Origin of the sequence: Planomonospora sp. ID67723, assembly GCF_015711605.1 — a bacterium.
In the GTDB taxonomy this organism is placed as follows: Bacteria; Actinomycetota; Actinomycetes; order Streptosporangiales; family Streptosporangiaceae; genus Planomonospora_A.
The window spans coordinates 1,980,426-2,000,664 of sequence record NZ_JABTEZ010000001.1 but is presented as its reverse complement, the minus strand read 5'-3'; the positions used below and the strand labels follow the sequence as shown (position 1 = coordinate 2,000,664).

The following is a 20,239-nucleotide window of genomic DNA, read 5'->3' as shown; positions in this document are numbered from 1 at the left end:
CGGGACCGCATCGGCCCGCGGCTCAGGCCGGGCCTCTGACGACCCGGTTCCTGCCGGGGTCGCCGACCGGGCGCAGGAAGATCGCGAAAGCCGCGGGGCGGGGCCGTACCAGCTCCAGGCGGCCGCCGTCGGCGGCGGCCAGCGCCCGTGCGAGGGTCAGCCCGAGACCGGTCCCACCGGCCCCGCTCATGTTCCGCTCGAAGACGCGGGGGGCGATGTCCTCGGGGATGCCCTTCCCCTCGTCCGCGATCTCGATCACGATCGACTTCTCGGTGTTGCTGGTGGTCACCGTCACCGGCCCGCCACCGTGCTTCAGGGAGTTCTCCAGCAGGGTGGAGACCACCTGGCTGATGCCGCCGCTGGTGCCCAGCGCCTTGAGCTCGCGTGTGCCGGCCAGCACCAGCTTCCGCCCGACCCGGCGGAAGGCGGGCCCCCACTCGATGAACTGCTGGTCCAGCAGCGCGTCGAGCTCGACCACCGCGGTCTGGGCATGGCGCTGCCGCCGGGCCGCGGCGAGCAGTTCGTCGATCACCGCGGTGAGCCGCTCGGCCTGCACGATCGCGGCCTCGCCCTCCTCCTTGACGACGCTGGGGTCGTCCGCGGCCGCCACGATCTCCTCCAGCCGCATCGTCAGGCCGGTGAGCGGGGTGCGCAGCTGGTGCGAGGCGTCGGTCGCGAACTCGCGCTCCCTGGCCAGCAGGTCGGCGATCCGGGTCGCGGAGCGGTCCAGCACCTCGGCCACCCGGTCGAGCTCCTGGATGCCGTAGCGGTGCTTGCTCGGCCTGGCCTCCCCGGAGCCGAGCCGCTCGGCGATCATGGCCAGGTCCCGGAGCGGGAGCGTCAGGCGGCGCGACTGCACCACGGCGAGCCCCACCGCCACCGCCATCGCCACCGCGGCGAGCACCACGATGAGCAGGAGCCAGGCGTGGACCTGCTGCTCGATCTGGGTCCTGTCACGGCTCACCACGACGTAGACGCCGCTCTCCGACTGGGCGTCCGCACTCAGCCGGTTCTCCTGCTCGGGCTCGGTTCCCACCGCCGTCACCTGGGGGGGCGTCCCCCCGGCGTAGATCTGGATGTGGCGGTCGGGATACTTTCTCTCGAGCTGGTCGGGGTCGATCGGCTGCTCTTGGATCCGGGCGTACTCCACGTCGTTGAGCAGGCTCTTGGCCTCCCCGGAGAGCTCCTGGGTCGCCTCCTCCTGGATCAGGCGGTTGACCGCCACGCCCAGCGGCACGCCGAGAAGCAGCACCGCGATGACCGCGACGAGCAACGTGGAGGAGAGCAGACGGCGGCGCATCTCCTACTCGCGCTCGAACCGGAAGCCGACCCCTCGGACCGTGGTGATGTAGCGCGGCTTGGCGGCGTCGTCGCCGAGCTTGCGGCGGAGCCACGAGATGTGCATGTCCAGGGTCTTGGTGGAGCCCCACCAGTTGGTGTCCCACACCTCGCGCATGATCTGCTCGCGGGTGACCACCTTCCCGGCGTCGCGGACCAGGACGCGCAGCAGGTCGAACTCCTTGGTCGTCAGGTGCAGCTCCTTCTCGCCCATCCATGCGCGGCGGGAGTCGGCGTCGATGCGCACGCCCTGGACCACGGGCGTCTCCGACGTGCCGCGGCGCAGCAGGGCGCGGACCCTGGCCAGCAGCTCGGCCAGGCGGAACGGCTTGGTGACGTAGTCGTCGGCCCCGGCGTCGAGGCCGACGACGGTGTCCACCTCGTCGACGCGGGCGGTGAGGATCAGCACGGGCGTGCCGTGCCCTTCGGCGCGGATGCGCCGCGCCACCTCGAGGCCGTCCATCTCAGGCAGGCCGAGGTCAAGAACGATCAAGTCGATGCCACCCGACAGAGCCCTCTCAAGGGCTTGCGGGCCGTCGGGGCTCACCTCCACCTGATATCCCTCACGGCGCAGCGCGCGCGCCAGTGGTTCGGAGATCGAGGTGTCATCCTCGGCGAGAAGTACGCAGGTCATGTTGAGAGCGTAGGACCTTAGGCGATCGTTTCCCGGGCATAGCGCGCGGTTTGACTCGCCGTTGACCTATCTATTGACCTGGGCAAACACTGATAAATCCCGGATAGTCATCCCGCACCGGTTCACGAGGAGGGGGTACGGCGTCCGCCTTGGGACGTCCCGCAACGGTCAGGGCCGCCAAGAGCGTTACCGACAAAACAGAACACGCCCGAACGGAACGGATCCGACGGGCGTGTCTGGGCGATTCTCTCAGGAAGCCGACGGCGGTTCCGCGTAGCGGGCCAGATAGAGCTGCTCGCCGAGAGCGTCGATGAGCGAGAGCTCCGTCTCCAGGTAGTCGATGTGATGTTCCTCGTCCGCGAGGATCTCCTCGAAGAGGCGGGCGGAGGTGACGTCGCCCTTCTCCCGCATCAGGATGATCGCCGGCTTGAGGCGCTTGACGACCTCCAGCTCGACGTCGAGGTCGGCGCGGAGCTGCTCGGCCACGGTCTGGCCGATGTGCAGCGTGCCCAGCCGCTGGTAGTTGGGCAGGCCCTCCAGGAAGAGGATGCGGTCGGTCAGTTTCTCCGCGTGGCGCATCTCGTCGATGGACTCTTCGCGGGTGTACTTCGCGAGCTTGGTGTATCCCCAGTTCTCCTGCATCTTGGCGTGCAGGAAGTACTGGTTGATAGCGGTCAGCTCGGCGGTGAGCTGCTCGTTCAGCAATTCGATGATCTGCTTGTCGCCCTGCATAGGCGGGCTCCTTGCTATGCGGTCGCCAACTCTTCAGACCGCTTCAGGATCGCACAGATCTTGCGCACGCAAGAAGCACAGTCGCCTCCGGCGCCGGTGGTGTCGCGGATTTGCCGAGCGCTCTTCGCGCCCGCGGCGATGCAGTCATGCACCTCGTTCTCAGTCACCGCGCGGCAGACACACACATACATGGCGAGGAAGGGACCTCTCAAAGAGAATAACACATAGGTAAGGCACACCTAAGATAACCGACTTCGGTAAGGCTTGCCTATGTGACCTGAGACACAAAGTCGCAGCTCAGCGGGGAGGTCCTTCAGGACACGCGGAACGTTAGGGTCGCCCTCCGGCGGGAAGCGCACCCCGCGGGGAACCGGAGCCCGCTCTCCCGGCGGCTCCGGCCCGCCCTCCCCGAGGTCAGACCCCCCGCAGGACGTACGGCTGGACGACCCCCAGGCCCCGGGCGGGCCTGCGCCGGATGCGGTGCGCCTCCAGCCCCGGCACCCCCTCGACGGCGCCGGCCATCTCCCCGTCGACCACGACCGTCCCCGGCCGGGCGATGGCCGTCAGCCTCGCCGCCAGGTTGACCGTGGTCCCGAAGACGTCGCCCATCATCGGCAGTACCGGGCCGTAGGCCAGCCCGGCCCTGACCTCGGGACCCGCCCGCCCGCTCGTGTCGACGAGCTCCAGCGCGATCACCGCGGCCGTCCGCGGCTCGGCCGCGGTGAACAGCACCTCGTCGCCGATCGTCTTGACCAGCCGGCCCCCGTGCGCGGCGATCACGTCCGCGGCCCGGGACTCGAACCCCTCGACCAGCTCGCCGAGGCCGTACTCGTCCAGCTCCCGGGAGACCCGGGTGAAGGAGACCAGGTCGGCGAAGCCCACCGCGAGGGTCAGCCGGGTGGGCAGGACCTCTTCGTTCATGTCGGTGATGGCGAGCAGCCGGGTGCCGGCGGCGGCCAGCTGGGAGCGCCAGACGTGCACCAGGACCTGCTCGAAATCGGGCAGCAGCCGCTGCGCGGTCGCCATGACCGCGGCCATGTCGGCCTCGGTGGGCGGACGGCCCGGATCGAGCATGGCACCGATCATGATCTCGGCCTGCCACTGCGCGAGCCTGGCCGTCGTCTGGCCGAGCGCCCTGGTCATCCGGATCACCGTCCGCTCGTCGAGCAGGCCGCTGTCCATCATGTCCCGGACCCGCCGCAGCGCGGCCACGTCGGCGTCGGTGAAGGCCACCGCGTCGTCGGCCAGTGTGGCGAACCCCAGCGCGCGCCAGATCCGCTCGGTCAGCGCCTGGGGGACCCCGGCGACCTCGGCCACCTGGAGGCGGGTGTAGCGGGGCGGCGGGCCGACGAAGAGCCGCTCGATCTCCTCGGCCGTCGGGCGTCCCGCCGGTTCGTCTCGGTCCATCTTCTCCCCCCGGCCCAGGAGGTTACGCCACCGCGCCGACGGCGGCGCCGGGGCGCCGCCCTCGGTTGGTTCACCGGCGCCCCCTCGGGGGTTCAACTCCCGTCCGCCTGGCCGTCGGCGACGTCGTCGAGGGCCTGGAACAGCTCGGCCCGGACGTTCTGGAGGTCGGGGATGTCGCGCAGGACGATCCGGCCCTGGTCACCCGCCGACTCCACGACGAGCGTGCCGCAGCCGAGGATCCGCTCCAGCAGGGTCTGGTCCGCGCTGACGGTGTTGACCTTGCTCATCGGGATGTCGTCGTGGGACTTGCTCAGCACGCCGGTACTGATCGTGAACCGGTGCGAGGTGAGCACGTACGAGGTGTTCCTCCACTGGAGGTACGGCACGAACGACCACACGGCGAGCAGCCCGACGGCGACCGCGGCCACCGCGGCGCGCGCGTAGCCCTCGTAGGCGAAGCCGGGCATGAAGAACATCGCGGCGCCGGACGCCGCGGCGATCAGGAGCAGCGCCAGGAGCGGGACGACGAGGCGCTTCCAGTGCGGGTGGAACGACCGGATGCGCCGTTCCCCCTCCGTCAGGTGGTGATCGGGGAGACCCATGGGGCAAATCGTGGCACGTCCTCGCCCGCCCCGTCAGGGGGCGTACGGCGGGCGCACCCCCTCCGGCGGGGCGGGCGTCCCGCCGGAGCCGGGGGCGGCCCGGCTCACGAGCCGTCCGGGCGCACGTGGACGACGTCGCCCGCGCTGAGCGTGTGCTCCTGCCCGCCGGACTCCACGACCAGGTGACCGGCCCGGTCGACGCCGGCGGCCCGCCCGGTGAGCACCCGTTCCCCCGGCAGCTCCACCCGGACCCGCCGTCCCACCGTCGCGCTCGCCCCGAGGTAGGCGGCGCGCAGCCCGCACGCGTCCGCGTCGCCGTCCGCCTCCGACCACTCCCGGTAGTGCGCCTCGATCTCCCGCAGCACCGCGCGGAGGATCGGGTCGCGGTCGGCGCAGGCGGCGCCCTCCAGGACGAGCGAGGTGGCCGTCTCCACGGGCAGTTCCCCTGCGCGCAGGCTCACGTTGAGCCCGACGCCCACCACGACCGCGCGGTCCACCCGCTCGGCGAGCACCCCGGCGAGCTTGCGCTCCCCGATCAGCAGGTCGTTGGGCCATTTCAGCCGGACGTCCACCTCGGCCACCCTGCGCACCGCCGAGGCGGTGGCCAGGCCGACCAGCAGCGGCAGCCAGCCCTGCCGCTGCGGCGGCGGGTCGGGACTGAGCAGGATCGAGAACGTCAGGCTGGACCGGGGCGGCGCGGACCAGGTCCGGCCGAGCCTGCCGCGCCCGGCGAACTGCGACTCCGCGACGACCACGGCCCCCTGACGGGCACCGTCGCGCACGGCCTGCGCGAGGTCGGCGTTCGTCGAGCCCGTCCTGTCGACGACGGTGATGTCCGACCACAGGCCACCCGGACGGACCAGGGCGCGGGTGAGCGCCGCCTGGGAGAGCGGCGGGCGGTCGAGGTCGGTGAAGGGGGAGTCAAGCACCCCTCCATCTTCCCTCCCCGCGCGGCCACCTGCCGCCCAAATGGGGCGATGACCAGCGAATACCGCGATCATATATTGAATCGATAGGCAGACTCCGGCTGTCCCCACCGGCCGGAGATGACAGAAAATGGTCACATGAGCAAACGTCTTGACCCGCGCAACTGGGCGAGCTGGAAGCCCTTCGGGATCGGCGAGCGCAAGCCGAACAACTACCTGGAGCTGGTCAAGGCGTTCCGTTCGGTGAAGGGCAACCGCCGCTACGCCTGGCGGATCCTCACCCGGGGGACCTGCGACGGCTGCGCGCTGGGCACCAAGGGCATGCGCGACTGGACCATGGACGAGATCCACCTGTGCAACATCCGGCTGCGGCTGCTGCCGCTGAACACGATGCCCGCACTGGACGTGTCCCTGCTGAAGGACGTCTCCGGCCTGGAACGGCGCAGGAGCGCCGAGCTGCGCGACCTCGGGCGCCTGCCGTACCCGATGCTGCGGCGCGCGGGCGAGGCCGGGTTCACCCGGATCGGCTGGGACGAGGCGCTGGACCTCGCGGCGCCGCACCTGCGCGGCTCCCGGCTCGGGGCCTACCTGACCAGCCGGGGCATGCCGAACGAGAACTACTTCGCGGCCCAGAAGGCCGTGCGGGCGCTGGGCACCAACTCGGTGGACAACGCCGCCCGCATCTGCCACTCCCCCTCGACCGTCGCGCTGAAGGAGACGATCGGCGCGGCCGCGACGACCTGCTCCTACACCGACTGGATCGGCTCGGACCTGATCGTGTTCATCGGGTCCAACCCGTCGAACAACCAGCCGGTCGCGATGAAGTACCTCTACCACGCCAAGAAGGCCGGGACCCGGATCGCGATGGTCAACGCCTACCGCGAGCCCGGCATGGACAAGTACTGGGTGCCGTCCAACGCCGAGTCCGCGCTCTTCGGCACCAAGATCACCGACTACTTCTTCGGGGTGAACGTCGGCGGCGACATCGGCTTCCTCAACGGCGTGCTCAAGCACCTGATCGAGAACGACTGGGTGGACCGGGCCTGGGTCGACGCCCGCACGACGGGATTCGAGTCCGTACGGCAGGCACTCGCCGGGCAGTCGTGGGAGTCGCTGGAGGCGCTGTCCGGGACGAGCAGGGAGAGCATGTTCGAGCTGGCGAAGCTGCTCGGCGAGGCGCGCTCGGCGGTGCTGGTCTGGTCGATGGGCATCACCCAGCACTCCTACGGCGAGGACAACGTCCGCTCGATCGTGAACCTGGCGCTGGCCCGGGGCTTCGTCGGCCGGGACAACTGCGGCCTGATGCCGATCCGCGGGCACAGCGGCGTGCAGGGCGGCGCCGAGATGGGCGCCTACGCCACCGGCCTGCCCGGCGGCCTGCCGATCACCGAGGAGAACGCCCGCAGGTTCGGCGAGCTGTGGGGCTTCGAGGTGCCGGCCGAGCCCGGCCTGACCGCGACCGACATGATCGACGCGGCCCACGCGGGCGAGCTGGACGTCCTGATCTCCAGCGGCGGCAACTTCCTGGAGGTCCTGCCCGACCCGCACCACTGCCGCGAGGCCCTTTCGCGGCTGAGGCTCCGGGTGCACATCGACATCGTGCTGTCCTCCCAGATGCTGGTCCCGCCCGCAGCGGAGGCCGGCCCGGACGCCGCGGTGCTGCTCCTGCCCGCCCAGACCCGCTACGAGATGGCCGGGGGCGTCACCGAGACCTCCACCGAGCGGCGGATCATCTTCTCCCCGGAGATCCCCGGGCCCCGGATCGGCGAGGCCCGGCCCGAGTGGCAGATCTTCACCGAGCTGGCCGCCCGTGCCCGCCCCGAGCTGGCCGACCGGCTCCGCTACGCCGGAACCGCCGCGATCCGCTCGGACATCGAGCGGGCCGTGCCGTTCTACGAGGGGATCTCCGGACTGTCGGAGTTCGGGGACGACGTGCAGTACGGCGGGCGGCACCTGTGCCCGGAGGGCCGCTTCCCCACCGCCGACGGCCTGGGGCGCTTCTCGGCGGTCGGGCTGCCCGCGCTGGAGCGCCCGGACGGCGCCTTCATGGTCGCCACCCGGCGCGGCAAGCAGTTCAACAGCATGGTCCACGAGCGCCGCGACGGCTTCAACGGCGCCACCCGCGAGGCCGTGCTGATGAGCGCGCACGACGCCGACCGGCTCGGCCTGCCCGACGGCACCCCGGTGGAGCTCCGCTCGGTCACCGGGGGGCGAGCCTTCCGGGGCCGGGTCCTGCGCGCCCCGCTGACCCCGGGCAACCTGCAGATCCACTGGCCCGAGGGCAACGTCCTGCTCGACGCCGCCCGCCGTTCCCCGGCCGCGAGGATCCCCGACTACAACGCCCTCGCCACGGTCACGAAACTCCCCTCGTGACCGCCGGGCATCCCGCGGATCGCCCTGCCCCGCACCGCGTTCCCGGAGCGCCCGCGGCGGGGGCCGGGCGGCCGGGGCCGGTCAGCCGGACGCGGGTCCGGGAGTTCTCCGGTGAAACCGTCCGGGACCGCCGCGACGACCTGGCCACCGAGGAGCCGCTGGAGATCCGGATGCGGGCGGGCGGCGAGCGCCGGACCGTCGCGGTCACCATGCGGACCCCGGGGCACGACTTCGAGCTGGCCGCCGGGTTCCTGCACGGCGAGGGCGCCGTGGCGCCCGGCGCGATCACGTCGATCTCCTACTGCACGGACGACGACGTGCCGCCGGAGGCGCGCTACAACACGGTCACCGTACGGCTGCGAGGCGAGCGGCTGCCCGCTCCGGCCTCCCTGGACCGGCACTTCGTGACGTCCAGCGCCTGCGGCGTCTGCGGCACGGCGAGCCTGGAGGCCCTGAGGGACCGCTGCCCCCCGCTGCCGGTCTCCGACGGCCCGCACGTCCCCCCCGAGGTCCTGTACGGCCTGCCGGACACCCTCAGGCGCGCCCAGGGCGTGTTCGGCAAGACCGGCGGGCTGCACGCGGCCGGGCTGTTCACCCCGGACGGCGGCCTGGTGGCGCTGCGCGAGGACGTGGGCCGCCACAACGCGGTGGACAAGCTCACCGGCTGGGCGCTGCTGGACGGCCGGCTGCCGCTGACCGGGAACGTGCTCATGGTCAGCGGCCGGACCAGCTACGAGATCATGCAGAAGGCCCTGGCGGCGGGCATCCCGATGGTGTGCGCGGTCTCCGCGCCGTCCTCGCTGGCGGTGGACCTGGCCCGGGAGTTCGGCATGACGCTCGTCGGCTTCCTGCGCGGCGAGCGCTTCAACGTCTACTCCCGCCCGGACCGCGTCGGCTGACGCCGGCGGGCCGGGGCCCGCGCCGGCGGTTCAGACGCCGGCCAGGGCGGCGAGCTCCGTCCTGGAGGCGACGCCGAGCTTCGGATACGCCTTGTAGAGGTGGTAGGCGACCGTTTTGGGACTGAGGAAGAGCTGGGCGGCGATGTCGCGGTTGGACAACCCGTTCCCGGCCAAGCGGACGATCTGCAGCTCCTGCGGCGTGAGGCGGACGAAGACGTCGGCCTCCCGGCCCCGCGGCGCCGGCGCGCCGGCGGCGCCGAGCTCGGTCCGGGCCCGCTCGGCCCACGGGACCGCCCCGGCCCGCTCGAAGACCTCCAGAGCCGCCCGGAGGTGGGGGCGGGCCTCGGTCCTGCGCCGCGCGCGCCGCAGCCATTCGCCGAACAGCAGCCGGGTGCGGGCGTGCTCGAAGGCGCGGCTGTCCCGTTCGTGCAGGTGCAGCGCCCGCTCGTAGTCGCGCTCGGCGGCGTCGTCGGGACCGGTCAGTGCCCGGCATCGGTGCACGAGCGCGTCGATCCACGGCTGCCTCATCCGGCGGGCCCACTCTTCGAACGGTTCGAGCGCCGCCTCTGCGGCGGTCTGCCTGCCGAGCCGTACCGCCGCCTCGACCTGGTCGGGCGCGCTGCGCACGCCCGGGATCTGGTGACGGCTGGGCCCCTGGGAGAGCGATTCCAGCCGGGCGAGGGCCGCCTCCACCCGGCCGCGGCCCAGGTCGAGCAGGGCCAGCGCCCAGTGCGCCCAGGACACGGCCACCCCGCCGGACCGGGCGGACTCGGCGAGCACCTCGTCCGCGGCGGCGCGGCAGCGTTCCTCCTCGCCCTCGACCGCGGCGAGGTAGGCCGTGACGCCTCCCGCGTGGCTGGCCCACTGGCGCTGCCCGGTGTCGCGGGCGATGCGCAGGGCCTCCGCCGCGCTGACCACCGCCTGGCGGTGCCGTCCGAGGAACAGCTCGGCCTCGGCGAGGTAGGTCAGGCCGGAGGGCAGCCAGCCGATCGCGCCCTGGGTGCGGCTCTCGGCGACGAGTCCGGCGGACAGCTCGCAGGCCACGGCGTCCTGGCCGACCAGCAGCGCGCAGCCGGTGATCGAGACCAGACCGCGCGGCCCACCCGCCCGGCCCGCGTCGCGCGCTGCGGCGATCACCTCCGGCAGGGCCGGGAACCCTTCCGTCCCCCGGCCGATCGCCATCGCGGTGTCCCAGCGCAGGAGCCAGACCAGGGACATGAGCGGATCGTCCGGCGGCAGCTCCAGGATGCCGAGCTGGTCGATGCTCGCGGCGATCAGCTCCCGGTCGAGCGGGAGGAACCAGGCGGCGTGGCACGCCTCCATCAGCATCCAGAACGCCCGCCCGGGGACGCCGCCGGCGATGGACGCGGCTCCCTCGGTGAGCAGGACGTGGGCGCCGCGCAGGTTCCCCTGCGCGAACTCCGCGCTGGCGCGCACCTGGCCGAGCCGCGCTCGGAGCATCGGGTCCGGGGTGCGGCGAGCGGCCCGTTCGGCGAGTGCCCGGGCCCGGTCGTGCTCGCCCGCGTCGACCGCCGCCTCCGAGGCCAGCACGAGTCTGCGCGTCATCGCCTCGGGGTCCGTGGTGAGCTGGGCGGCGCGCTCGTAGGCCGCGGCGGCGGCGTGCCCGCTCCGCCCGCCCGCCCGCTCGGCGGTCCGCTCCAGCTCGGCCGCCACGCGCTCGTCCGGGCCCGTGGTGGCGCTGGCCAGGTGCCAGGCCCGCCGGTCGGCCCGCTCCGGCCCGTCCAGCACCCCGGCGAGGGCGGCGTGGGCGGCCAGCCGGAGGCTGAGCGGCGCGCCGTGGTAGACCGCGGCGCTGACGAGCGGATGGCGGAAGCCGACGCTCCCGTCGCGCAGCGCGACCAGCCCGGCCCGCTCGGCCGGCTGCAGATCGGCCACCGACAGGCCGAACGAGGCGCCCGCGCGCAGGATCACGTCCAGGTCGCGGCTGTCCTCGGCGGCGGCCACCAGCAGGAGCGTCTGGGTGGCCTCGGGCAGGGTGGCGACCTGCCGGTGGAACGCCTCCTGGACCCGGCTCGTCAGGGGGACCGGTCCCGGGCGGATGCTCCCGCCGGGCCGCTCGGCAGCGAGCAGGGCGGGCAGCTCGATGAGGGCCAGCGGGTTGCCCTCGGTCTCGGCGAGGATCCGTTCCCTCGTCCTGACGTCCAGGCCGCCGCCGTACTCCGCCAGGAGCTGATCGGCCGCCCGCCCGTCCAGCCCGCGCAGCCGCATCTCCCCGATGCCCGGCGCGGGGAAGGTCCGGTCGCCGTCACGCGCGGCGAACAGCAGGACGATGCCCTCGCCCTCGATCCTCCGGGCCACGAACAGCAGCGCCTCCGCCGAGGCCCGGTCCAGCCACTGCGCGTCGTCGACGAGGCAGAGCAGGGGGACGTCTCCGGCGAGCTCAGACAACAGGGACAACACGGCCAGGCCGACGAGGAACCGGTCACCCGGCTCGGCGGGCGCCAGCCCGAACGCACCCCGCAGCGCCTCCCGCTGCCGGTCGGGCAGGGTGTCCATGCGGTCGAACGCGGAGCGCAGAAGCAGGTGCAGGCCGGCGAACGGCAGCTCGGCCTCGGATTCGACCCCCGTGCCGCGCACCACCCGGACGCCGCGCGCGGACGCGGCCGCATAGTCGAGCAGCGCGGTCTTCCCGATGCCGGGCTCCCCCCGGACGACCAGAGCCGCGCTCTTGCCGGTGCGGGAGTCGGCGATCAGCCGATCGATTGCCGACTGCTCTTCGGCACGCCCCCGCAGCATGCGGATAACCCTACCTAAATCACCCCAGATTGACCGACCTGAATACCGAAGCACTGCCGATTCGGCAGGCAACGGTCCCGGTCTAGCGTTGGACCCACCTCGCCAGGCCGGTGGTCGAGGGAACCCGCATCGAGCGCGATATTACTGGAATGAAGCATTCCGTTCTGATATTATCGGAACAGATCGATCCGCTCCGAACGATCCGAGGAGAATCCGATGAGCACCGAGATCCGCCCCTTCCGCATCGACATCCCACAGGCCGATCTCGACGATCTGCAGGAGCGGCTGACCCGCACCCGCTGGGCCGAGGAGCTGCCGCCCGGCCCCGGCGAGGAGAAGGAGCAGACCGGTCCCGTCCCGCCCGGCTGGGAGTACGGCGTCCCGCTCTCCTACGTCAGGCGGCTCGTCGAGCGCTGGCGTGACGGCTACGACTGGCGCGCCTGGGAAGCGAAGATCAACTCCTACCCGCAGTTCACGACCGAGATCGACGGGCAGACCGTGCACTTCCTGCACGTCCGCTCCCCCGAGCCCGGCGCCACACCGCTGATCCTCACCCACGGCTGGCCCAACACCGTCGTCGAGTACCTGGACCTGATCGGCCCCCTCACCGACCCCCGCGCCCACGGCGGCGACCCGGCCGACGCCTTCCACGTGGTCGTCCCGTCCATCCCGGGCTTCGGCTTCTCCGGGCCCACCCGGGAGCGGGGCTGGAACCGCCACCGCGTCGCCCGCGCCTGGGCCGAGCTCATGCGCCGCCTGGGTTACGAGCGCTACGGCGCGCACGGCAACGACGCCGGCGCGCTGATCTCACCCGAGGTCGGTCGCGTCGCCCCCGAGCAGGTGATCGGCGTGCACGTGACCCAGTTGTTCTCCTTCCCCTCCGGGGATCCGGCCGAGTTCGAGGGCCTGTCGGCCGAGGACATGGCGATGCTGGCCTTCCTCCAGGCGTTCAACGCGGAGATGTCGGCCTTCGCCCAGCTCCAGGCGACCAAGCCGCAGAACCTGGCGCATGCCCTGGCCGACTCGCCCGCCGGCCAGCTCGCCTGGATCGGCCAGCTCCTCGGGGAGGCGGTCGATCCGGACGTGGTCCTCACCAACGCCACGATCTACTGGCTGACCAACACCTCCGCCTCCTCGGCCCGCCTCTACTACGAGGACAACCACATCGAGCACCCGGCCGAGCCGACCGCCGCCCCGACCGGCCTGGCCGCCTTCGCCTACGACTTCAAACCGGTACGGCGCTTCGCCGAACGCGACCACGCCAACATCGTCTCCTGGAATGAGTTCGAGCGCGGCAGCCACTGGGCCGCCCACGACGCCCCCGACCTCCTCATCGGCGACCTCCGCCGGTTCTTCGGCGGGCTCCGCTGACGGACGCGGAGCCGCAGGGCGCCTGCGGCCCGGACCGTACGAGAAGGCCGCTCCCGCCCGTCCGGGAGCGGCCTCCGGGCAGGGGTCAGCGGCCCTGCAGGGCCTTGACGTTGTCGCCGAACGTCCAGTTCTTCGACCCGTCCCAGTTGATGGACCAGGTCATCAGTCCCTTGAGGTTGCCGTTGAAGGCGTTCCAGCTCTGGGCCACCAGGGAGGGCGACATGTGGCCGCCGCCCGCGCCCGGCTGGGCGGGCAGGCCGGGGACCTGCTTGTCGTAGGGGACCCTGATCGTGGTGCCCTGGATGACCAGGCCGTTGTTCAGGCAGGTGGTCTGGGCGGTGAAGCCCTGGACGGTGCCGGCGGAGTAGGAGTCGCCGGAGCAGCCGTACATGCTCCCGTTGTAGTACTGCATGTTCAGCCACCACAGGCGGCCGTTGTCGGCGTACTTCTTGATGATCGGCAGGTAGGCGCCCCAGATCGAGCCGTACGTCACGCTGCCGCCGGTGACGTAGGCCGTCTCGGGGGCCATGGTCAGGCCGAAGTTGGACGGCATCTGGGCGAGCACGCCGTCGATGATCCGGATGAGGTTGGCCTGCGACGGGGAGAGCTGGTTGATGTTGCCGCTGCCGGTGAGGCCGGTCTCGATGTCGATGTCGATGCCGTCGAAGTTGTACCTCTTCAGGATCGGCACGACGGTCGCGACGAAGCGGTCGGCGACGGCGCTGGAGCTGAGGTCGATGCCGGCCGTCGCTCCGCCGATGGACATCAGGATCGTGGCGCCGGCGGCCTTGGCCTGGCACATCTCGGCCGGGGTGGCGACCTTCACGGTGGAGTCCATGCCGTCCTCCCACAGCACGGTGCCGTCGGAGCGGATGACCGGGAAGGCGGCGTTGATGACGTTGTAGCCGTGCTGCCGGATGCGGGGGTCGGTGATCGGCGTCCAGCCGAACGGCGGGTGCACACCGTTGGTCGCGCCGTCCCAGTTCTCCCAGTAGCCCTGCAGGACCTTGCCCGTGGGCCGGGACTTCACCGCGCAGGTGCTGTCCGTGGGCGTGGGCGTGGGCGAGACGGTGGGCGTGGGCGAGACCGTGGGGGTCGGCGAGACCGTGGGAGTGGGCGTGGCGGTCGGGGTGCCGCCGGGCCCGTCGAGGCTGACGTCGTCGGCGTAGTAGGTGCCCTGGCCGTACCAGCCGTGCAGGTAGACCTCGGCGGTGGTCTGGTTCGCCGCGGTGGTGAAGGAGACGGTGAGCTGGGTGTAGGCCGCCGCCGACGGGGTCCAGCGGGAGCCGCCGCCGGTCACGCCGAGGTACACGTAGTTGCCGCGGACCCAGGCGGTCAGGGTGTAGGCGGTGCTCGGCCGGACGGCCACGGTCTGGGCGCACCGGGCGGTGTCGGAGCCCCCGGCCGCCCCGGCGAGCGCCTTCGTGCCCGAGCGGACCGGGGAGCCGGTCACCGATCCCAGTCCACCGGTGCAGGACCAGGGGGAGAGGGTTCCGCTCTCGAAGCCGGGGTTCTCGAGCAGATTGGCCGCGTGGGCCGATGTCTGCACCACGAGGATGCCCGCGAGCGCCAGCAGCAGGGACACGGCGAGGGTCAGCGGGCGGGATATCCGTTTCATGGGGGCAGCCCTTCTGTCACCCGGCCACGAGAGGTCGCCGGGAATTGACGGGGAGCCGCGATGACGGAAGTCGCGATCCGTAGATTCTCCGAATTATCGGGATAAGCCAGCCAGATGTCCATGCCACATCCCCAGGGGCGACGCGAACCCGGCGCCTGACGGACCGACCCCACCGCGGGCCGCCGTACGGTCCCGCACCGGCGGGAGACCGTACGGCGCCCGCAGGGTCAGCCGGTGTTCTGCAGGCCGGCGGCCACACCGTTGACCGACAGCAGCAGCAGCGTGGACAGGCGCTCGCGCTCCTCCTCGGGCAGGGGCTCCTCCGCGCGGAGACTGGACAGGGCGCGGAGCTGGAGGTGGGAGAGCGCGTCCACGTACGGGTCGCGCAGCTGGACCGCGCGCGACAGCACCCGGCGGTTCTCCAGCAGCCGGGTGTGGCCGGTGACCTCCAGCACCAGGCGGCGGGTCAGGTCGTACTCGGCGAGGACCTGCTCCATGAAGTCGTCCCGGCCGCCGAGCGCCAGATAGCGGGAGGCGATGTCGCGGTCGGTCTTGGCCAGGGACATCTCCACGTTGTCCAGCAGGGAGGCGAACAGCGGCCACTCGCGGTAGGCGGCGCGCAGCCCGTCCAGCCCGCTCTCGGAGACGACCGCCTGCAGGCCGCTGCCCAGGCCGTACCAGCCGGGCAGGTTGACCCGGGTCTGCGCCCAGGCGAACACCCATGGGATGGCCCGCAGGTCGTCCAGGGAGCGGGGCGCGCCCAGGCCGCGTCGGGCCGGACGCGAGCCCAGGCGCAGCGAGCCGATCTCCTCCAGCGGGCTGACCAGTGAGAACCACTCGGGGAAGCCGGGTGCCTCGGTCAGCGAGCGGTAGGCCTTCTCCGAGGCTGAGGCGACCTGCTGGGCCACCGTGCGGAAGCGCCCGGCGGCCTCGGCCGTACGGGCCTCGACGGTCGGGGTGGAGGCGAGCAGCACCGCGGAGGTGACCTGCTCCAGATGGCGGCGGGCGATGGCCTCGTGACCGTAGCGGGCGAAGATGACCTCGCCCTGCTCGGTGACCTTGAACCGGCCGCCGACCGAGCCGGGGGCCTGGGCGAGCACCGCCCGGTTGGCCGGCCCGCCGCCGCGGCCCAGGGCGCCTCCCCGGCCGTGGAAGAGGGTCAGCTGCACGTCGTGCTCGGCGGCCCAGGCGGCCAGCGCCTCCTGCGCCTCGTACAGCTTCAGGGTGGCGGCGGCCGGGCCGAGCTCCTTGGCGGAGTCGGAGTAGCCGAGCATGACCTCCAGGCGGCGGCCGTTCACCGCGAGCCGGGCCTGGATCGCGGGGATCCGGAGCATCCCGGAGAGCACGGCGGGCGCGGCCGCCAGGTCGGCGCCGGACTCGAACAGCGGGACCACGTCGAGCGTGGGCGCCCGCTCGCCCAGGGCGTGCCGGGCCAGCTCGTAGACGGCGGCGATGTCGTCGGCGGAGCGGGTGAAGGAGACGACGTAGCGGGAGCAGGCGGTCACGCCGAACCGTTCCTGGATCCAGCCGATCGTGCGGATGGTGGCCAGCACCTCGTCCGTGCGCTCGGAGGTCTCGCCCTCGGCGATCTCGGCCAGCGCGGCGGCGTGCACCTGGGAGTGCTGGCGCACCTCCAGCTCCGCCAGGTGGAAGCCGAAGGTCTCGGCCTGCCAGATCAGGTGCTGCAGCTCGCCGTAGGCCTGCCGCCGCGCCCCCGCGGCCGCCAGTGAGGACTGGACGACGCGCAGGTCCGTCAGGAACTCCTCCGGCGAGCGGTAGGCCAGGTCGAGGCCGCGCTGCCGGGTGGCGGCGATCCGGGCCGCGACGTACAGCAGCCACTGCCGGTGCGGCTCCCGCGGGGAGCGGGTGGCCATCTCCGAGACCAGCTCGGGGTGGTCGTTCTCGGCGGTGGCCAGCGCGCCGCGCAGCTCAGGCGAGGCCGGGGTGTACTCGGCCGTCACGGTGAGGCTGCGGCCGATGCGCAGGGTGGCGTTCTCCAGGGCGATCAGCACGTGCTCGGCCTGGATGAGCAGCGCGTCGCGGGTCACCTTGGCGGTGACGTTGGGGTTGCCGTCGCGGTCGCCCCCGATCCAGCTTCCGTAGCGGATGAACGGGCGGGCCAGCGGCTCGCGGGTCCCCGTGCCCTCGCCGAGCGCGGCGTCCAGCGCGCGGTAGACCTGCGGGACCATCCGGAACAGCGTCTCGTCGAAGGCCGCCATCGCGGTGCGGACCTCGTCCAGCGGGTCGAGCTTGGTGTGCCGGAGCTGGGCGGTCCGCCAGAGCAGGTCGATCTCCTCCAGCAGCCGCCGCCGGGTCTCGGCGCGCTCGGCCGCGCCCCGCTCGGGGCTGTTGTAGGCGGCGAGCTGACGGCTGACCCGCTGGATCGCGGTGACCACCGCGCGTCTGCGGGCCTCGGTGGGGTGCGCGGTCAGCACCGGGTGCAGCCTCAGCCCGTCCACGAGCTCGGAGACGCGCTCGCCGCCGAGCTCCTGCACGGCCTGGGCCAGCGACTCGGGCAGCGGCTCCTCGCCGGTGTCGCGGACCCGGAGCGTGCGGATGCGGAAGTGCTCCTCTGCGAGGTTGGCCAGATGGAAGTAGCAGGTGAAGGCCCGGGCGATCTTGACCGCCCGGCTGATCGGCCACTCGGCGACCATCGCGGTGATCTCGTCGACCGAGATCTCCCGGCGGCGGGCCGCGATCACGGCCTTGCGGAGGCGTTCGACATCGGCGAGCAGGTCGTCCCCGCCGTGCTCGGCGATGACCTGGCCCAGGAGCCCGCCGAGCAGCCGCACGTCCGCGCGGAGCTCGTCGGGCATCTCGGTTACGGCGGAAGAACGTTCTGCCTGATGGGGCGCGCTGGCGGACATGTCTGCCAGGGTATCGAGAGCCATTTCGGCTGCGGAGGCCGGTCTCACCTATTGGACTAGACCAATCGTGAGCAGCTCAGGCAGCCCTGGAGATCGCCCCGAGGATCTCCGGATACCGGGCGAACCCGAGGTTCCCGGCGATCCTCCGCCCGCCCCAGGCGATCAGGGCCCCGTACGGCACGGCGAGCGCGACGACCCAGGGGAGGCCGAGCAGCATGGGCAGCACGACGGGCAGCGAGAGCAGGCTGGTGCCGATCATCGCGCCGAACGACGCCAGGAAGGCCACGCCGCCCTGACCCGGGGCCGCGCCGGTGAAGGCGTTGAGCCGCTCGGGGACGGTGTACGGCAGGAGCACGCTCGTCAGCGCGCCCACGCCCAGACCCACGCCCAGCACGCCCCAGGCGGTGAGCATGGCGGGCAGCGCCCAGCCGGCGTTCCCGGCGAGCATGCCCGCGACCACCGACAGCACGGCGAGCGCCGGGACCGCGATCGTCGCCACGGCCAGGTGCCGCCCGGCGAGGTCGGTCCGCCAGTCGCGGGCGGTGCCGTACGCCACGGAGTTCATCCACACCGAGCGGCCGTCGATGCCGAAGGAGTTGCACGACTGCAGACCGATCATCAGAGCGCCGAGGCAGGCGGGGCCGATCGCGAGTGCCGGGCCGGGCGAGGTTCCCTCCTGTCCGTTGAGGGAGAAGGCCATGATGCCGGTGACCGCGAGGGCGGCGAACCAGCCGACCCGGCCGCGGGGATCGCGGCGGGCGTACTTGAGCTCCTTGGTGGCGACCGCGGCGAGCTGCCCGTCGGGCAGGACGCGGGCCAGCAGCCCCCGGGAGTTGCGCACCGAGGCGGCCTCGGTGGAGGCGTCCGTGGTGACCAGGGCCCTGCGCAGCGCCATGATCCACAGCCACCCGAGCCCGGCCACCAGGACGGCGAGGAAGGCGAGCTCGGCCAGGGCCGCCGGACCTCCGTCGGCGATGGCGTGCGCGGCCATGCCCGGCGGGGTCCAGCGCAGCGCCGAGGCGACGTTGTCCAGCAGTGCCAGCGGATCGCCGGCCAGGCCCCGGTTGAGCAGCAGGTTGGGGAGCTGGGCCCCCAGGATGACGAAGATCACCGAGATCGCGAGCACGTCCCGGCCGCGGCGGCTGCGCAGCATCCCGGAGAGCGAGGTGGTGACCAGCCGGGAGACGACGATGCAGAGGGCGAACTGCAGCAGCACGGCGACGACGCCGACGAGCACGCCGCCGGCCCCCTTCGCCAGGCCCACGATCGCGCCGGAGGTGACGACCAGCGTGGTCAGCGGCCAGACGCCGGTCACCGCGGAGGCGAACATGCCGGCCGCGAGCTGGCGGGTCCGCAGCGGCAGCAGCGCGAGCCGGGACGGGTCGAGGGTGTCGTCCAGGCCGAAGGCGAGCAGCGGGACGACCGTCCAGCCGACCAGGAGGGCGGTGAACAGCACGGTCCCGACGTCGGCCGCGACCCCGGCGGGCGCCATGCGCAGCATCGCCATCACGAAGAAGCCGAAGGAGGCGACGACCAGCGCGGCGAGCACGGTGAAGACGAATCCGACCAGGCGGGTGCCGTCACCGCGCAGGTTGCCGGCGATCAGCCGGAGCTTGAGACGGGCGAAGAGCAGGGGACCGACCCGCACGCTCCCCGCTCCCCCGTTGCCCGTGCCCGGCGGCGGCCCGCCGGGGCTCGCCGCGGTCCCGTCCGCGCTCATGCCGGCGTCGCCCCCAGCCATGACAGCCCCTCCTCCCCGTTGCCGTTCGCACTCGCGCCGACCAGGCCGAGGAAGGCCTCGTTGAGGCTCCGGCCGCCGCGCACCGCCTCCAGCGGGCCCTGCGCGACGATCTGGCCGCGGCTCATCACCGAGACCCAGTCGCACAGGCGCTCCACGAGGTCCATGACGTGGCTGGAGAAGACGACGGTCGCCCCGGAGGCGGTGTAGCGCCGGAGCACCTCGACCAGCGTGTTGGCGCTGACCGGGTCGACGCCCTCGAACGGCTCGTCCAGGAAGAGCACCTTGGGGTTGTGCAGCAGCGCGGCGGCCAGGCCGATCTTCTTGCGCATGCCGGTGGAGTAGTCGACGACGAGCTTGTCGGCCGAGTCCGCCAGGTCCATGACCCGCAGCAGTTCCTCGGCGCGCCGCTCCACCTCGGCCTTGGGGATGCCGCGGAGCTGGCCGTTGTAGGAGAGCAGCTCCCGGCCGGACAGACGCTCGAACAGGCGCAGGCCCTCGGGCAGGACACCGATGCGGCCCTTGACCGTGACCGGGTCGCGCCAGACGTCGGCGCCGTCGATGTGGATGAGCCCGGCGTCCGGGCGGAGCAGGCCGGTGACCATGCTCAGCGTGGTGGTCTTGCCCGCGCCGTTGGGACCGACCAGGCCCGCGAAACTGCCCCGGGGGACCACGAGGTCGACACCGCCGACGGCCACCTGCTGCCCGAATCTCTTGAACAGGCCCTGCGTCCGTACGGCATCCGCAGTGTCCACCATGTCCGTCATGGCACCTACTTTGTCATATTTCCGTTTTAGTGATCTTAAGTCTCTCCATCGCAACGAACGGCCGCCCCCGATAGTTCGGCATGTCAGAAGACGGTTACCCTGCTGGACATGAGCGAGCCGATGAGGCCTGCGCGCATGGGGAGCGGAGCGGTCCGCGAGGCACGAGCGGCCCGTGCAGCGAATGAGGAGTGGTGAGCGACCGATGAGCGG

At 72.3% G+C, this 20,239-nt stretch carries 15 protein-coding genes; 3 read left to right on the top strand and 12 right to left on the bottom strand.

Annotation, left to right across the window (positions count from 1 at the left end; all coding sequences use genetic code 11):
* Positions 1–22 precede the first annotated feature (22 nt).
* From HS041_RS09510 to HS041_RS09480, 7 genes are all read right to left on the bottom strand, one after another.
* Complete coding sequence (locus tag HS041_RS09510; RefSeq protein ID WP_196440101.1) at positions 23–1,300, bottom strand: ATP-binding protein; 1,278 nt, start codon at positions 1,298–1,300, stop codon at positions 23–25.
* Positions 1,301–1,303: 3 nt separating this feature from the next.
* The gene (locus tag HS041_RS09505) at positions 1,304–1,972 is read right to left on the bottom strand and encodes a response regulator transcription factor (protein WP_043620820.1); all 669 of its coding nucleotides are present in this window, start codon (positions 1,970–1,972) and stop codon (positions 1,304–1,306) included.
* Between the two features lie 249 nt (positions 1,973–2,221).
* A complete protein-coding gene (bfr, locus tag HS041_RS09500) occupies positions 2,222–2,704 on the bottom strand; it encodes a bacterioferritin (protein WP_196440100.1) in 483 nt (160 codons plus the stop codon).
* Between the two features lie 14 nt (positions 2,705–2,718).
* On the bottom strand, positions 2,719–2,895 hold the full coding sequence (locus tag HS041_RS09495; RefSeq protein WP_084779571.1) for a (2Fe-2S)-binding protein: 177 nt from the start codon (positions 2,893–2,895) through the stop codon (positions 2,719–2,721).
* A gap of 223 nt (positions 2,896–3,118) precedes the next feature.
* Positions 3,119–4,111, bottom strand: a complete 993-nt coding sequence (locus HS041_RS09490; RefSeq protein WP_196440099.1) for an adenylate/guanylate cyclase domain-containing protein — start codon at positions 4,109–4,111, stop codon at positions 3,119–3,121.
* Between the two features lie 92 nt (positions 4,112–4,203).
* Complete coding sequence (locus HS041_RS09485) at positions 4,204–4,713, bottom strand: PH domain-containing protein (protein WP_196440098.1); 510 nt, start codon at positions 4,711–4,713, stop codon at positions 4,204–4,206.
* 104 nt (positions 4,714–4,817) lie between these two features.
* On the bottom strand, positions 4,818–5,642 hold the full coding sequence (locus HS041_RS09480) for a biotin--[acetyl-CoA-carboxylase] ligase (RefSeq protein WP_196440097.1): 825 nt from the start codon (positions 5,640–5,642) through the stop codon (positions 4,818–4,820).
* Positions 5,643–5,777: 135 nt separating this feature from the next.
* Between HS041_RS09480 and HS041_RS09475 the strand changes: the two genes are divergently transcribed.
* A complete protein-coding gene (locus HS041_RS09475) occupies positions 5,778–8,012 on the top strand; it encodes an FdhF/YdeP family oxidoreductase (protein ID WP_196440096.1) in 2,235 nt (744 codons plus the stop codon).
* The gene (gene fdhD / locus HS041_RS09470; RefSeq protein WP_196440095.1) at positions 8,009–8,911 is read left to right on the top strand and encodes a formate dehydrogenase accessory sulfurtransferase FdhD; all 903 of its coding nucleotides are present in this window, start codon (positions 8,009–8,011) and stop codon (positions 8,909–8,911) included. Before HS041_RS09475 ends, fdhD begins: the two co-directional genes overlap by 4 nt.
* 30 nt (positions 8,912–8,941) lie before the next feature.
* On the opposite strand, the gene HS041_RS39735 is transcribed toward fdhD, so the two are convergent.
* On the bottom strand, positions 8,942–11,668 hold the full coding sequence (locus HS041_RS39735; RefSeq protein WP_196440094.1) for a helix-turn-helix transcriptional regulator: 2,727 nt from the start codon (positions 11,666–11,668) through the stop codon (positions 8,942–8,944).
* A 216-nt stretch (positions 11,669–11,884) separates the two neighbouring features.
* Between HS041_RS39735 and HS041_RS09460 the strand changes: the two genes are divergently transcribed.
* Positions 11,885–13,039: an epoxide hydrolase family protein gene (locus HS041_RS09460; RefSeq protein WP_196440093.1), complete on the top strand. Its 1,155-nt coding sequence runs from the start codon at positions 11,885–11,887 to the stop codon at positions 13,037–13,039.
* Between the two features lie 85 nt (positions 13,040–13,124).
* Here HS041_RS09460 and HS041_RS09455 read toward each other — a convergent pair whose 3' ends face one another.
* The 4 genes from HS041_RS09455 to HS041_RS09440 all read right to left on the bottom strand — a co-directional run bounded on the left by HS041_RS09455 (position 13,125) and on the right by HS041_RS09440 (position 20,020).
* Complete coding sequence (locus HS041_RS09455) at positions 13,125–14,657, bottom strand: glycosyl hydrolase family 18 protein (RefSeq protein ID WP_196440092.1); 1,533 nt, start codon at positions 14,655–14,657, stop codon at positions 13,125–13,127.
* Positions 14,658–14,884: 227 nt separating this feature from the next.
* A complete protein-coding gene (locus HS041_RS09450; RefSeq protein ID WP_374058832.1) occupies positions 14,885–17,473 on the bottom strand; it encodes a phosphoenolpyruvate carboxylase in 2,589 nt (862 codons plus the stop codon).
* Positions 17,474–17,600: 127 nt separating this feature from the next.
* Positions 17,601–19,265, bottom strand: a complete 1,665-nt coding sequence (locus tag HS041_RS09445; protein ID WP_230878497.1) for a hypothetical protein — start codon at positions 19,263–19,265, stop codon at positions 17,601–17,603.
* Positions 19,241–20,020 carry an ABC transporter ATP-binding protein gene (locus HS041_RS09440; protein ID WP_196440850.1) on the bottom strand — a complete coding sequence of 260 codons (780 nt, stop codon included), beginning with the start codon at positions 20,018–20,020 and terminating at the stop codon, positions 19,241–19,243. The genes HS041_RS09445 and HS041_RS09440 overlap by 25 nt, the downstream gene beginning before the upstream one ends.
* Positions 20,021–20,239 lie beyond the last annotated feature (219 nt).